Annotated in this window: 11 protein-coding genes and 1 pseudogene; 5 read left to right on the top strand and 7 right to left on the bottom strand. The window is 67.2% G+C overall.

The genetic code is table 11. From position 1 onward, the window contains the following. Positions 1 to 235 precede the first annotated feature (235 nt). Together ABZ281_RS16335 and ABZ281_RS16330 are read left to right on the top strand one after the other, a co-directional pair. Positions 236 to 955 (top strand): annotated as a pseudogene (locus ABZ281_RS16335) (transposase); the annotation flags it as partial. Positions 956 to 1,228: 273 nt separating this feature from the next. Further along, on the top strand, positions 1,229 to 2,059 hold the full coding sequence (locus ABZ281_RS16330) for an IS5 family transposase (protein ID WP_356656008.1): 831 nt from the start codon (positions 1,229 to 1,231) through the stop codon (positions 2,057 to 2,059). Here the strand turns inward: ABZ281_RS16330 and ABZ281_RS16325 are convergent. The 4 genes from ABZ281_RS16325 to ABZ281_RS16310 form a co-directional block, all read right to left on the bottom strand. After that, a complete protein-coding gene (locus ABZ281_RS16325; RefSeq protein ID WP_356656006.1) occupies positions 1,977 to 2,543 on the bottom strand; it encodes a hypothetical protein in 567 nt (188 codons plus the stop codon). The two genes, ABZ281_RS16330 and ABZ281_RS16325, sit on opposite strands and share 83 nt — an antisense overlap. A gap of 122 nt (positions 2,544 to 2,665) precedes the next feature. Beyond that, positions 2,666 to 3,022, bottom strand: a complete 357-nt coding sequence (locus tag ABZ281_RS16320; RefSeq protein WP_356656010.1) for a DUF4145 domain-containing protein — start codon at positions 3,020 to 3,022, stop codon at positions 2,666 to 2,668. Between the two features lie 1,169 nt (positions 3,023 to 4,191). Beyond that, positions 4,192 to 5,397 carry a hypothetical protein gene (locus ABZ281_RS16315; RefSeq protein WP_356656004.1) on the bottom strand — a complete coding sequence of 402 codons (1,206 nt, stop codon included), beginning with the start codon at positions 5,395 to 5,397 and terminating at the stop codon, positions 4,192 to 4,194. Positions 5,398 to 5,449: 52 nt separating this feature from the next. Beyond that, positions 5,450 to 5,761, bottom strand: a complete 312-nt coding sequence (locus tag ABZ281_RS16310) for a hypothetical protein (protein ID WP_356656002.1) — start codon at positions 5,759 to 5,761, stop codon at positions 5,450 to 5,452. Between the two features lie 390 nt (positions 5,762 to 6,151). Between ABZ281_RS16310 and ABZ281_RS16305 the strand changes: the two genes are divergently transcribed. Next, positions 6,152 to 6,892: a hypothetical protein gene (locus ABZ281_RS16305; protein WP_356656000.1), complete on the top strand. Its 741-nt coding sequence runs from the start codon at positions 6,152 to 6,154 to the stop codon at positions 6,890 to 6,892. Here ABZ281_RS16305 and ABZ281_RS16300 read toward each other — a convergent pair. Then, positions 6,877 to 8,346 (bottom strand): ATP-binding protein, encoded by a 1,470-nt coding sequence (locus ABZ281_RS16300; protein WP_356655998.1) that lies wholly within the window; start codon positions 8,344 to 8,346, stop codon positions 6,877 to 6,879. The two genes, ABZ281_RS16305 and ABZ281_RS16300, sit on opposite strands and share 16 nt — an antisense overlap. A gap of 852 nt (positions 8,347 to 9,198) precedes the next feature. Here ABZ281_RS16300 and ABZ281_RS16295 point away from each other — a divergent pair. Both ABZ281_RS16295 and ABZ281_RS16290 read left to right on the top strand, forming a co-directional pair. Continuing rightward, positions 9,199 to 9,567, top strand: coding sequence for a type II toxin-antitoxin system RelE/ParE family toxin (locus ABZ281_RS16295; protein ID WP_185007518.1), 369 nt, complete (start codon positions 9,199 to 9,201; stop codon positions 9,565 to 9,567). Then, positions 9,567 to 9,890: a helix-turn-helix transcriptional regulator gene (locus tag ABZ281_RS16290; protein ID WP_185007520.1), complete on the top strand. Its 324-nt coding sequence runs from the start codon at positions 9,567 to 9,569 to the stop codon at positions 9,888 to 9,890. Before ABZ281_RS16295 ends, ABZ281_RS16290 begins: the two co-directional genes overlap by 1 nt. A gap of 371 nt (positions 9,891 to 10,261) precedes the next feature. Here ABZ281_RS16290 and ABZ281_RS16285 read toward each other — a convergent pair whose 3' ends face one another. Together ABZ281_RS16285 and ABZ281_RS16280 are read right to left on the bottom strand one after the other, a co-directional pair. Next, positions 10,262 to 10,528, bottom strand: coding sequence for a hypothetical protein (locus ABZ281_RS16285; RefSeq protein WP_356655996.1), 267 nt, complete (start codon positions 10,526 to 10,528; stop codon positions 10,262 to 10,264). Next, on the bottom strand, positions 10,528 to 12,952 hold a 2,425-nt coding region (locus ABZ281_RS16280), incomplete at its 5' end, for an RHS repeat-associated core domain-containing protein (RefSeq protein ID WP_356655994.1). The genes ABZ281_RS16280 and ABZ281_RS16285, both read right to left, overlap by 1 nt.

The raw sequence follows: 12,952 nt of genomic DNA, 5'->3' as shown, positions 1-12,952 counted from the left end.
TCTTCACGTCGATGCCGGCGGTGAGCATGAGCGTGGCGCCCCGTGCCGGAGGTCGTGCAGCCGGATCGGCGGGAGGCCGGAGGCGGCGACGAGGCGCGGGAGTGTCTAATCAACGGCGGATCTGGCGATCAAGGAGACACGTCTGATGACGGAGGCCGCCGTGGAGAACGAGCAGCAGGCCGAGCCGGTGGTTCAGGCACTGTCGAGTGTGGTGTCGGACGAGCAGCTCGTTGCGATGCTGGTTGACCGGGCCCGGAGTGAGGGGCTGCAGCTGACCGGCGAGGGCGGGTTGTTGCAGCTGTTGACCGAGCGGGTGCTGGAGTCCGCGCTGGAAGGCGAGGTCACCGATCACGTCGGCTATGAGAAGCATGATCCGGCCGGGAAGAACAACGGCAACAGTTCGCAACGGCACCCGGGCCAAGACCGTGCTGACCGATGTCGGCCCGGTGGAGGTGAGGGTGCCCCGCGACACCGCCGGCACCTTTGAGCCGCAGATCGTCAAGAAGCGGCAGCGCCGCCTGACCGGCGTCGACGAGATGGTGCTGTCGCTCTCGGCGAAGGGTCTCACCCACGGTGGGGTATCGGCTCATCTCGCCGAGGTCTACGGGGCGGTGGTGTCCAAGCAGACCATCTCCACCATCATCGACAAGGTGATGGACGGCATGGCCGAATGGCAGAACCGCTCGCTCGACCGCGCTTGATTTCCAACGATGGTTGCGAACGCCCGGGAAGGAGATCGTTCGCATGCCTCGCGGAGGAGCCAATCGCAAGCCGACGGCAGGTCGCGAACCGTCCGATCTACGTGGTGATGGCGGTGACCGTGGACGGCACCCGCGACATCCTCGGCATCTGGGCCGGCGACGGCGGCGAGGGCGTCAAGTACTGGCTGCACGTGTTCACCGAGCTGAAGAACCGCGGCTCGGACGACGTGCTGATGCTGGTCTGCGACGGACTCAGTGCGTTGTGGCAAACCGGATCTCGTTCGAGGGCGTGCGGCACGGGTGACCATCTGTACGGAGGTTCGGGTATGGCCGCGGGCATGAAGGAACGGGCCCCTTGGTAGTGACGCGGTTACGACACCCAGCACGACCAAGGAAGCCCGTTGCCCGATCAGTTGAGCAGTATCGCTGTGCCCGCGTCCACCGCGGTCACTCCTGGGTGTGACTGTTACGTGCACCGGTTCGGTTCGATCGCTCCGGGGCGGCGGGCGGCCTGCTATCCGAGTGACATGACGGACGCGGAGTGGGCCGAGGTCCGTTCCGCGATGCCGGTGCCGGCCTGGCTGCTCAAGCGGGGCGGGCGTCCGGAGGAGTTCTGCCACCGAGAGATGCTCGACGCGGTGCGCTACCTGGTCGACAACGGCGTGAAGTGGATGGCCCTGCCGGTCGACTTCCCGTACTGGCGGGCGGTCTATGACTTCTTCCGCCGCTGGCGGACCTGCGACTACGTGCGTGAACTGCACGAACGCCTGCGCCGCACGGCGAGGGAACGCACGGGCCGAGGCGCCGAGCCCAGTGCGGGAGTCATCGACAGTCAGTCGGTGGATGCCTCCGAGACCGTCGGCGAGGACAGCCGTGGATACGACGGCGGCAAGTCACGTGACGGACGCAAGCGCCACATCCTGACCGACACCGAGGGCCTGCTCCTGGAGGTGACCGTGACCACCGCCGATGTCCACGACTCCAAGGCCGCCCCCGCGCTGCTGGAGACGTTCATGGACCAGCCGGGCCGGCTGCTGAAGCTGGTGTGGGTCGACAGCGCCTACCAGGGGCCGGCCCTGGCGAAGGCGTTCGCCCGTCACGGCGTGCGCGTCGAGGTCGTGCGCCGCTTGGACGGGCGGCGCGGATTTGTCGTACTGGCCCGCAGATGGGTGGTGGAGCGCACGCTGAGCTGGCTGGCCCGCTCACGCCGCCTCAACCGCGACCACGAACGCCGCCCCGACCACCACCAGCAGATGGTGTGGTGGGCCGCCGTGATCAGGCTGTCGAGGCGCCTGGCCGGGGACGCTCCGCACTGGCCGGACAAGCGCCCCGGCCGACTGCTGAAGGCGCGGGCATGAACCGTCCGTCCTCCGCCCGCACCAGCCAGCCCCGCTTCTCCAGCACATAGGCACGGTGACGGATCTTCTCCACCTCGTTCTTGATCTCCGCCTCCCGGCCCACCGCCCGCGTCAGCTCCACCCCGTTCACCGGCCCCGAAGCAGCCACCACCGCCGCGAACACCTCCCGATACAGGCCGCTGAGCACCTCTTCACCCATGCCCGACCGCCACACCGGCGGCCGCCCGCCATGCACCGCGCCGGGACCGCCCGATCCCACAACAGCAGCCGCCTCACCACCAGACGGCACGGAAACCGGCGTATCAACCGCGCGCTCCTCCGCCAGCACCGACACGAGTTCCTCACGCCCCACCCGGGCCCGCTCGACCCGCTCCCACGCGGCATCCACCTCCGCCTGAGCCTGCTCCAGGACCTCTGTCCAGGACTCCAGATCCTGCCTCGCCCGCGCCTCACGCTGTTCCATCAACCCCAGCACCGACGGCATCGCACACTCTCCTCGATCCACAACAAGGCCGTCCGCTGCCTGCCCCTACTCCGTCGCGATCACGCCCCGCACACGAAGAAGCCCCTGCTCATCGAACAGGGACTCCCTTTGCCACAACGCACTCACTCAGCGGTCTTTCCTGGCGACTGCCTACGGTTCTGGAATTCCTCGTACTTGACTGTGAAGACGTAGACGTGGTTCAGAAGAGCCTCGGCAAGAGACAAGGCGTCTGCTGCGTCTTCCCGACTCACCGATTCATCGCTGAAGTGGGCGCCCTGATTACCAAGAACCCTCAGCGCCTGTGCCCAGTCGAACAGGCGGCCCTCAATTTTCCCGTCGTCTCGGAGTTCCTGGAGCGCCTGAAAGAGGGCGCTCTTCTTCGTGCCCTGCTCGATGCACATGCCCTCCAGCGAGCGGCGAACCATGACTGCGGCAGCTGTGTACAGCTTGGAATCGAAGCATGCGCGCGCTTCAATCACCTCACGCGCTACAGACGTCGGGATGCCCTGAGCCAGCGTGGCAACCTGCGGCCACAATCGTTGGCGTTCAACCGAGTCGTCAGATTCCGCAGGCGCACTCCAGAGCTGAGGTTGTCGGCGCCGCAAGCAACCGAGGAGGGTGTAGCAAGTTGGCGAGAAGTCTTGATCCGGATCAGGAATGTCGTCATACCTGACCCACACCACCAAGAGGGAGGTTTCCCTCGCAGCGTGGGCACTCGCTCAACTGCATCTCTTGGCTCATGTATGTCCCCCCCCGGAACTGGCGCACTTGGCTGCTGAGCCCAGACTCAGGTTCCCCCGGGGAGGACGCTGAACGGACGTAGTGGCACGCCTGTGGCACGGCGCCTGAAACGGCTAAGGGCCAGCCTGGGAGGAAAACCCTCCTGAGCTGGCCCTTCTGGCTGTGCCCCCGGCAGGATTCGAACCTGCGACACCCGCTTTAGGAGCATGATCATAAGCTCACTCGTCTTGCCGGATCTGGCTTGATGTTTCGCTGTTTTCGCAGGTCATCGGCCTGATGAGGGAGGCGGGGGAGGGATCTTTCACGATCCTTCGCGGGCCTTCTTTGTCTTGCTGTTCCCATCAGGTTCCCAGCCTGAGGGCATGGGGACGGTCTTCGAGGGGTGGCAGAGGTATCTACGCAGGTTCGTCGTCCAGCCCGGTTCCATTGAGCACCGCAGATGCTTTGGGAAGGGCGGCAGGCTCGCTCCCTTGGCCCGGGAGTTGAGCAAGTGGCCGTTTCCGCAGGTCAGTTGACTGGCTCTCACCTGTGTCAAGGTCCGCATGTGGCCTTGGGGCCGCCCTGGCTGAGCGCCTCCGGGCTGCCCGGCCTCCCCGCGCAGCCGCGCTGCCCGTCGCCCCGCCGCCCGGCAGCGGCCCGTCCGCCACAGCCCTGGAACGCCTCATGGTCGACACCGCCACACGCGCCGCCCGTCGCCTGGAAGGCGACATCACGAGTCTGCACCGCCCCAGGGAGGCCGTACACATCGCCGCGAGCACCCCCAGACCCGAGTGGTTCCACCACCTGATCCAGAACTCCGGCACCAAACCAACCGCTTTCATCGGCCTCACCCGCGCCTGGCGCCGGCGGCCCCACGCGCGTCACCGTCGCGGAACAACCCCACAGCCAGCAGTCGTGTGAACGCTGGCTACCGGCGGCCGGTGAGGAGCGCGCCGAGGCGGTCGCCGATTACGGAGACACCGGGGCGGGGTTCGTTCGCGTAGTACCAGGCCTTGCGTCGGCGCATCAGCGCCTCGCCGTGCTCGGACCAGGTGAATCCGGGCTTCCGCAGCAGTTTCCGGAACACCGCGTCGGCTGTCTTCGGGTGGGCGGCGGCCAGTCGGCGGATCGGCAGTGGCGCGATCGACTCCTCGCGCAGGTACGCGCGCAACAGGTCCTGGTACTGCCTGCGGCCCGCGAGAGCCGGGTCCGCGAAGAGCTCCCGCAGCATTCCGTAGTCCGCGTAGAAGTTGAGCCCGTCGACCTCGTCGTAGATGACACCGATGCTGTCCGAGTCCGCCAGTTCTCCCCGTAGCTCGAAGAAGGGCAGGTCCAGGCCGGGTAGCCGTCTGCCCCGGGCACGGTCGGGCTGTCCGGCGACGGCGGCCTCTTGGCGGTGGCGGTAGTAGGCGTTGAGGAGGTCCTCGCCTTCGGCAGGCGGAAGGATCAGTTCGTCGCCGCCGCAGAACTCGACGAACGCGGCCCGGTCCTCCCGCATCCGCTGCCATCCCTGCTCAAGCTTTTCGGGATTGCGGAAAACCAGTTCGGGCCGACTGGTGGCCAGGTGGAGAGCGGCCTGGGCGATCTCGGTGGCGCTGGACTTCGGGTAGCTCGTCATCGCCCCGGATACCAGCCACGCCCCGCCGGCCGAGTGGACTGGTACCAGGCAGGTGTGGAGGAAGCCCCCCTTGGACACTCCACGGAACGCCGCCCGACCGACATTCGAGTACGTGCGGTACTTCAGGTCGTCGACCAAATTCAGCAGGACGACGGCATCCCCTTCCTTACGCTGGACCTCGAAGATGCCCTCCACCGCGTCCCGCCAGCCGAGCAGCACCTCCCGGTCGACTGCGGTCAAGCCCTTCCGTCCAGCGACGAACCGGTCCACCACGGTCGAACCGTCCGGCAGGCGGTACCGCAGGATGAAGTGGTCGATGATCCGGATCGCCTCGCCCTCGTCCAGCTTCCGCTCAGGCCCTGCGGCCTCAAGAAGGAGGGGCGTCAACCACCGGTCAAAGCGGGTGCTCTGCCCGAAGGCGACCAGCTGCCCTTTCAACTCGGCACTGCGCTCGATGAGGTCGGTCAGCGACGGTTCGCCGCCGCCCTGATGCGTGCCCTGTACGGCGTCAGCCACGTTCAGCCCTCCCAGACAAGCCGGTTCCGCGTGAGGTGTGGGGTGCCCTACCTCAGCCGGCCCAGTGACGGTACGCCTCGATCCACTCCGCGCCATCGGGCGCCGGGCTGGGCAACGGCAGCTCCAGGATTCCGATCGATTGCCGCATGCCGCCGCGAGAGCACAGGGCGACGATCTTTCCCTCCGGCGTGAGGTCGAGGCCGTCCACGGTTACCTCGACGCCGAGAACCGCGATGGTGAAGGGCAGGCCGAGGTGCTCCTCAAGCATGGTGAACAGACCGGTCAGCTGCTCATCGTCGTTGTAGGCGTCGACAGTCGCCTCTTCGATCATGGCCTCAAGCTCGGCCGTGCCCAACCCGCCCATGGGGCAACACTAGCGACCCTCCGGGTGACACCGGGCGGCAACGGTGCCACTGGTACCCCACCCCGGGACGACGAGGGCGAATGGTGGCCTGCGGCACCGGCCGACACCAACCTCGTCGCGGCACTCACCACGGTCTGGGCGTAACGCTTCAGTCACTGACCTGAACGAGATGCGACCGCCACCGTGAGTCGCCAAGTGAACCATCCGGACCAGGGAGCCGGGAGGCACAAGTTCACGTCGGTCATGAACTGACCGAGGGAGAAGGTGGCCTTGACCGGAGACTCGATGTGGATCACGCCGTTCGCGTCGTGCGCCTCCGCCCCCGTTCTGCTACAGCTACCGCCGCCGCTCTACTCGCGGCCGTTCTGACCGCCGGCACAGGCGGTTCCGGTGACGGCACCACAGGCTCGAAGACGTCCCACGCACGAGGGCGTCATCGCCGTGGCGGACGACGGCTCCTCCCAGCGGGTCAGCGACACGGCCGACTGCATGGGCTTCACCATCGCCGGGCCCAAGACGTTCCTCGGCAGCAGACACCCCGCCGAAGGCAGCGGCGACCACGCCAACCGCGGCCTGATCAAGAGCACCGACGCAGGCAAGACCTGGAAGACCCTCTCCCGCGGCGGCGAAGTCGACTTCCATGCCCTGGACTACGCACAACACCATCTACGGCTGCGACAACACCGGCTTGGCCTCCTACGCGTCAGCAAGGACGGCAAGACCCGGGACAAGCGCGCCGAACTCGCCGCCCTCGACATCGCCGTCAGCCCCAACGAACCGGACATCGTGCTGGCCACCACCCAAAACGGCATAGCCAAGAGCACAAACGGCGGCAAGAGCTTCAGCGGCGGCGCCGAGCCGGTGATGGCCTACCTCTCGTGGACGAAACCGGACGCGCTGTACGGCATCGACCCCACCGGCGCGCTGCACCGCAGCACCGACGGCGGCGCCACCTGGGCCCTCTCCTGCGGCGGCACGGCGGCAAGACCTTCACCCAACGCCTGCCGGTCACCCACAGGTCAGCAGACTGGGAATGAGCGTGAGCTGAGGCTCTCCGGGACGCCGGTAATGGTGGAGGTTATGTTCCCGGTACAGGGTCGGTGGCTGCGACCGGGTCAGTCGCCGTGGTAGAGGCGAACTGGATCGATCAGCTGGATGGCGGGGTCGTTCTCGGCGAGGCGGCGCAGTTCGTCGGTGAAGCCGGTGCCGCTGTAGCACTGCAGCCGGGTGACGTCGGTGGCGGTCCCGCGCGCGGTGAGGAGAGCACGGATGTGCTGGAGACGTTCTAGGTGGCCCTTTCCCATGACGTCGTTCCATTTGGCTTCCCCGATGGCGAGTAGCGTTTCGCGGCCGCTGTCGGTCTCGCCATGGACAGCGACGTCGACTTCGTGGCTGGTCTTGGCGGCAGGATCGTTGACGGTCCCGCTGGCGACTCTTGTGACCTGCCCGCCGTGGGTTGCGGGGGACGCGTGCCAGCGGGCCCATTCGCGGCAGACCTGTTCGAAGTGCGGGCCGACGACCTTGCTACGGAAGGTGGACTGGGCGCGGCGCCAGACGGCGGGGGCGCGTCCGGGACGTTCCAGATCGCCCCAGGCGGGGCGCATGACCGCGTGGTAGAAGGCGATGAGAGGTTCGGCGATGCGGTAGGCGGAGCGGTTGCGGCGGAAGGCGTCGGCCTCGTGGGTGATCATGCCGACGTCCTGGAGGACGCTGAGCGGATGGGCGAGGTCGGTGGACTTGCGGCCGAGGTAGTCGGCGATGCCGCCGCGTGCGGCGTTTCCGGCGGCGATGGCGGCCAGGACGGAGTGGTAGAGCGCGGTGTCGTGGAGTTCGGGTTCCTCTGCGAGCAGGTAGCGGGCCTCGCGGAAGAGCGGACGGGCGGGATTGAGGACGGCGCGGGTGACCCAGGCGTCGAAGTCGTGGGGCCCGGCGGGGGCGTCGCCCTGGGTGAACTCGCGGCGGTAGGCGGGGGTGCCGCCGACGATGGCGTGGGTGAGCAGTGCGGTGCGCGGGTCGGTGATCTCCCAGAACTCGGCGGCGAGGCGGAAGTCCAGGGTGGGGACGACGAGTTCCAGGCCGGCGCGGCCGCGCAGCGGAGCGTTGCCGGCGAGGAGTCCGCCCATGAAGGACAGGGCGGAGCCGCACAGCAGGAGCCGTACGGGGGTGTTGGTGTGCTGGGCGGCGGGGTCGAGGGCGCGCTGGATGATCGAGGGGAGGGCGGGGGAGGCCTTGGCGAGGAAGGGGAACTCGTCGATGACCGCGATGGTGGGGCCGCCCCTGTCGGCGATGCGCATGAGTTCCGTGACGGCCTCGTCCCAATGAGTGAAGCGGAACGGGGTGGGCTGGTCGCGGTGGCGGGCGAGGGCCTCGCCGAACTGGCGCAGGGCGTCGGTTCCGGTGGTCTCGGTGGCGGTGAACATGAAGCCGCCGCTTGCCCGCGTGACGGCGTCCAGGAGGAAGGTCTTGCCCTGGCGGCGGCGGCCGGAGACCACACCGAGGGTGGCACGCGGGCCGGGCAGGGCGGCGAAGCGGGTCAGCTCGGCCCACTCGAAGTCGCGGTCGAACATCTCGGCAGGTTTGTCCACGGTGCACCTCTGTAGGGATAGGTGCGCTTATTATAGGTGGACTTATTAAGAACTCCCCTCCCTGTATGTGTGCCCGGCGTTGGCCGCGGACGGTGGCGAGGGCGTGGTGCCGAGGCGCGGGGGAGGGCCGAGCGGAGAGGCCTCCCGGCACCTGGACGCGATGTTTCGTGTCATCCAGGGGAGGTGATCCATGGGCGGCAAAGCGGAAGAATTCGTCTTGAGGATGGCCATGGCTATGGCGCCTGCTCTGCCGCGGCGTAAACCTTGGTGAGAGACGTCGGCCGCCTTCTGGCCTGTAGAGGGCTGGTCTCAGCGGTCGGCCGGGGTGGGGAACCTGATCCGTTGAGTCGTGCTCTGCGTCGCCCAGGAAGCAGCTCGTCAGCCCCGGTAGCTGGTCACCGAATCGGGCAAAGGTTCGTAAAACCGGATCGCGTCGTCGGTGTGGAGTTATCCCAGAGTCACCCATCGTGTCGTTCCCACCAGGTTCCCATCTGGGACAAAAGCGACCCTCCGTGGCACTCACGGAGGGTCGATATGTCCCATTACCTGGTACTTTCTGGTGCCCCCGGCAGGATTCGAACCTGCGACACCCGCTTTAGGAGTTTTCCTTGGGCGGGGCTGTGACCTGCGCAAACGTCTGCTGCTAGCCGTCTGGCCTGGGGAAACTCGACTCGGCAGTTCTCGCGTGTTCGCGAGGCTTCCCGACCTCCTGTGTGCCGAATCCGTTCTGGACCGACTGGAGGCAGCGACCTTTTCGGGCGGGTGGAGGTGGCAGCGCGGCCTGGAGCGGTGCAGCTCCGAGGTCCGTGGCGGGCTTGCGTTATGCATTTGGAGGTATATACCGTTGATTGCATGACGGAGCGGTGGGAGATCGAGATCGAACCCGAGGTACGGGATTGGCTGGAGCTGCTTCCGTTCCGCCTCTACCGACGGGTCGAGGACAAGACGGACCGACTGCTGGACGAGCCGACGACCCTCGGCGAGCCGTACTCGCGGCACCTGGGTGGCAAGCTACGTGAACTCCGCTTCGAGTTGGACGGCGAAGCAGTACGCATCCCGTACTGGCTCGCGCCCGGACAACGGATCGTGCTGCTGACGGTCTTCCGTAAGACGAGGATGCGTGAAGCGGCGGAAGTAGAGCGTGCGCATCAGGCCCAGAAGATCTGCGAAGCCGAGCATGGCCATGCCCAGCACACGTACGAGCGGCGCAAGGAGAGCTGATGAATCACAGCACGTGGAGGACGCGCCGGACCCGGCAGCTCGCGGGTGAGGCGGTGGAGTACGACCAGGAGTACGTCGACGCGCGGCTGGCCGGCGATCTCGGACAGGCGGTCTACAGCCGTCGGATCGAACTCGGCCTGTCCCAGGCGGAGCTGGCAGAGCGGGCCGGGATGACTCAGCCCCAGGTCTCCCGGATGGAGGGCGGTGACACCGTACCGACTCTCCCGCTGCTGCGGCGCTTGGCCAAGGCCCTGGACGGCACGCTGAACCTGACCATCGACGAAGGCGACTCGCATGTCACCTTCACCCCGCACGCCGCCTGAGCCTCTGGCAAGCGGGCCGTCGGCCATAGATCCCGAAGGGCACCTACGAGCGTCCGTAGGTGCCCTTCTCTCTGTGCCCCCGGCAGGATTCGAACCTGCGACACCCGCTTTAGGAGTGGGATCGAATCCTTGCCGGTTGGTGCTCGGCTCGGCCGCGTGGTGCTGTTCTGCCTGATCAGCACCACGCGGCTTCGCGCTCGGTCCTGCTCGTGACGCTCCTTGCCGGGCCGTCCGCTCACGCATCGCTCACGCAGATCTGTGAGGGAAGACCTCCTCCGTCAGGCCGAAACCCGACCAGTGGCCTGTGGCACACGTCGCAGGCCACGAGCCTGTTTCCCAACGCGGATACAGAAGAAAGCTTAAGAGACCGGTCAGAAGAGGTCGAGCTTGGCGGACTCGACGGCTCCCAGCATGCGGCACTTGCCGGTCTCTCCGTCCACGCACACGTAGCCCGTGCCGATGGCCATGTCCCGGATGTCTCCGCTCCGGAGGTAGGCGACTGACTGACAATCGAAGTAGAACGTGCTTCCGACCTGAGCACGCTCTCCTTCGACGAGTGCGAAGGGCGTTCCCTCGTGGCTCACTTCCTCATCCAGGAACCTCTGGGCCAATCTGGTCGCCTCTTCGATGTCCAACATCAGTCTGTCCTCAGTAGGGAGAAGTTCCGCCACGGCGAGAGATCGGCGTGGCCCGACTGGCCGTCAAGGAACACCACGTCTCCCTTGACGTTCACGACGTTGAAGACATGCGCACGCCTGCCCTTCTGCCCCATGACGATACCTCTGGCTCCGTCTCCTGCATTCCTGATCTCGTAGACGATGCCGGAGAGCGTGGACGACTTGAACTGTCTTCCGCCGTACAACGCCTCGATCGGCGCCGTCGGGCCTGCCTTGAGTCGTCCTGGTGCCGAGGACGGAGCTCCGTCGGCGAGCAGACGGTCGACGGCCACAGCGCAGGCACGGCAGTTCGTCTCGCCACCTTGGGGATTCACGAGCGCCTTGAGTTGGGGGGTGGTGGGGGTTTTGTAGGGGATCCCTCCATGCCCCAGGGTCACGCCACCGCCTCCAGGGCCGAACCTCAGGTTCCCGACATTGGCCGCCTCTGGAGCGACGGCTGCCCTGCGCCATCCCGTGAGTCCGCCGATGCCGGTGACTGCGATCTGCTGGGCGAGTTCGTCCGCCGCCGCCGCGTACAAGTCCGCGAGAGCATCGCAGCCCTGCTGGCGGAGCAGGTACTCCGCCCGGTAGAGCCGGTAGGCGGGTCGGACGGGGAGGTACTTGTCGGTGAAGGCCCCAGCACCGCCGTTCTGGCCGGTGACGGCGTCATACGCGTCGCCAACGAACTCGAATGGAGCTTTCAGCCCCTGGATGAAGCCATCACCGAAGATCTTGAGGCCCTCGCCGAGGCTGTCGACACGCTCGTTTGGATCCTCCGGTGTCAGGCCGCTGGGGTCGGTGAGCAGTGTGGGCTGGTTGTCGGCGTACGCGTACGTCGAGACGTACGGGGTGGTGAGGCTCCGTGTGGCCGGGTCGGGTCGGTTGAAGCGGCCGGTGGTGGTGGTGTACTGGCGGGCGTGCAGGTCGAGGTTGCCTGTGGTGGTCTCGTAGCGGGCGCCCGTGTAGGACGGGGTACTTGCCGGGGCGCCGCTGGTGACCGTGTTCAGCGTGCGGCTGCCGAACGGGTCGTAGGCCCAGCGCTGGTGGAGCGTGCCGGTACTGCCGGCGACGTCGACCGGGGAGCCCTGGGTGTCGTGGTGGTAGTAGAAGAGCGCGCCCGAGCCGGTCTTGGTGGCGGTGGGCTGGCCGAGGGGGTCGTAGCGGTAGGACTGCTTGATCGCCCAGGCGCTGTCGTACTCGGTGGCGAGGATCGGTAGCGGGCCGTTGGGGTCCCACTGCATGCGGCTGGTGACCGCGCCGTCCTTGGCGGTGGTGACCTGGTTGCCGCTGGCGTCGTGGTCGTAGGTGTAGTCGCTGCCGGCGACGGTCGCGGCGGAGATCTGTCCGGTCAGGTCGTAGGTGTAGGTGTCGGCGCCGGCCTTGGTCTGATTGCCCTCACCGTCGTAGTCGTAGGCGGTGGTCGCGGTGCCGGTGGTAGTGGACGTGAGCTGGTCGGCCGCGTCGTAGGTGTAGCTGGTGCTGGTGGTGCCGAGGGTGGAGGTCAGGCGGTTGCCGACCTTGTCGTAGGTGTAGGAGGTGGTGCGGCTGGATGCGCAGCCGGTGACCCAGGGCTGGGGGGCGCAGCCTGAGGTGAGGCGGCCCGCGGCGTCGTAGGTGAGGTCCCAGCCTCCGGTGCCCACGCTGGCGCGGGTGACGTCGACGTGGGTGGGTAGCCCGGCTGCGGAGAGGGTGAGCGCGGTTTTGGTGACCGTGGTGGCGGACTTTGCGGCGGTTACCGCGGTGAGGCGGCCGGCTCGGTCGTAGGTGCGGTCCTCGGTTTCGGTGTTGGGCAGCGCCGACTTGGTGAGGTTGCCCGCGGCGTCCCAGCTGTAGTTGGTGGTGACCCCGTCGGCGGTCATCGACGACGTGCGGCCGTCGTTGTCGTAGGCGTAGCCGATGGTGTTGCCGTCGGAGTACTTGCGGGTGAGCATCTGCCCGGCGGCGTCGTAGGTGTAGGAGAAGCCGCGGGTCTTGGTGAGGTTGCCGACCGCGTCGTAACCGAAGTCCTCGGAGATCTTGGCGTTGGCGCGTGTTGTCATGCGCCCGGCGGCGTTGTAGCCGAAGCTGACGTCCGGTGTCGAGTCCGAGTAGTCGACCTTGGTGGGCAGCCCGCGGGTGTCGAAGGCGTAGCTGGTGGAGCCGCGCGGGGTGGTCTTCTTGGAAAGGTTGCCCTCGGCGTCGTACGCGTAGGAGGTCACGCGGTCCAGCGGGTCGGTGACCTTCGTCAGGCGGCGGGCCGCGTCGTAGCCGTACGCGGTCGCGTGGTTGTGGGCGTCGGTGCGCTTGGTGAGGTTGCCGGCCGTGTCGTACTCGTAGGTCGTCTTTGCGCCGTCGGGGGCGGTGACCGTGGTGAGCTGGTCGAGCTTGTCGTAACCGTATGTGGTGGCGCGCTTGTCGGCGTCGGTG

The organism is Streptomyces sp. NPDC006265, from assembly GCF_040613555.1.
GTDB lineage: Bacteria > Actinomycetota > Actinomycetes > Streptomycetales > Streptomycetaceae > Streptomyces.
This window is presented reverse-complemented; position numbering and strand designations above follow the sequence as displayed.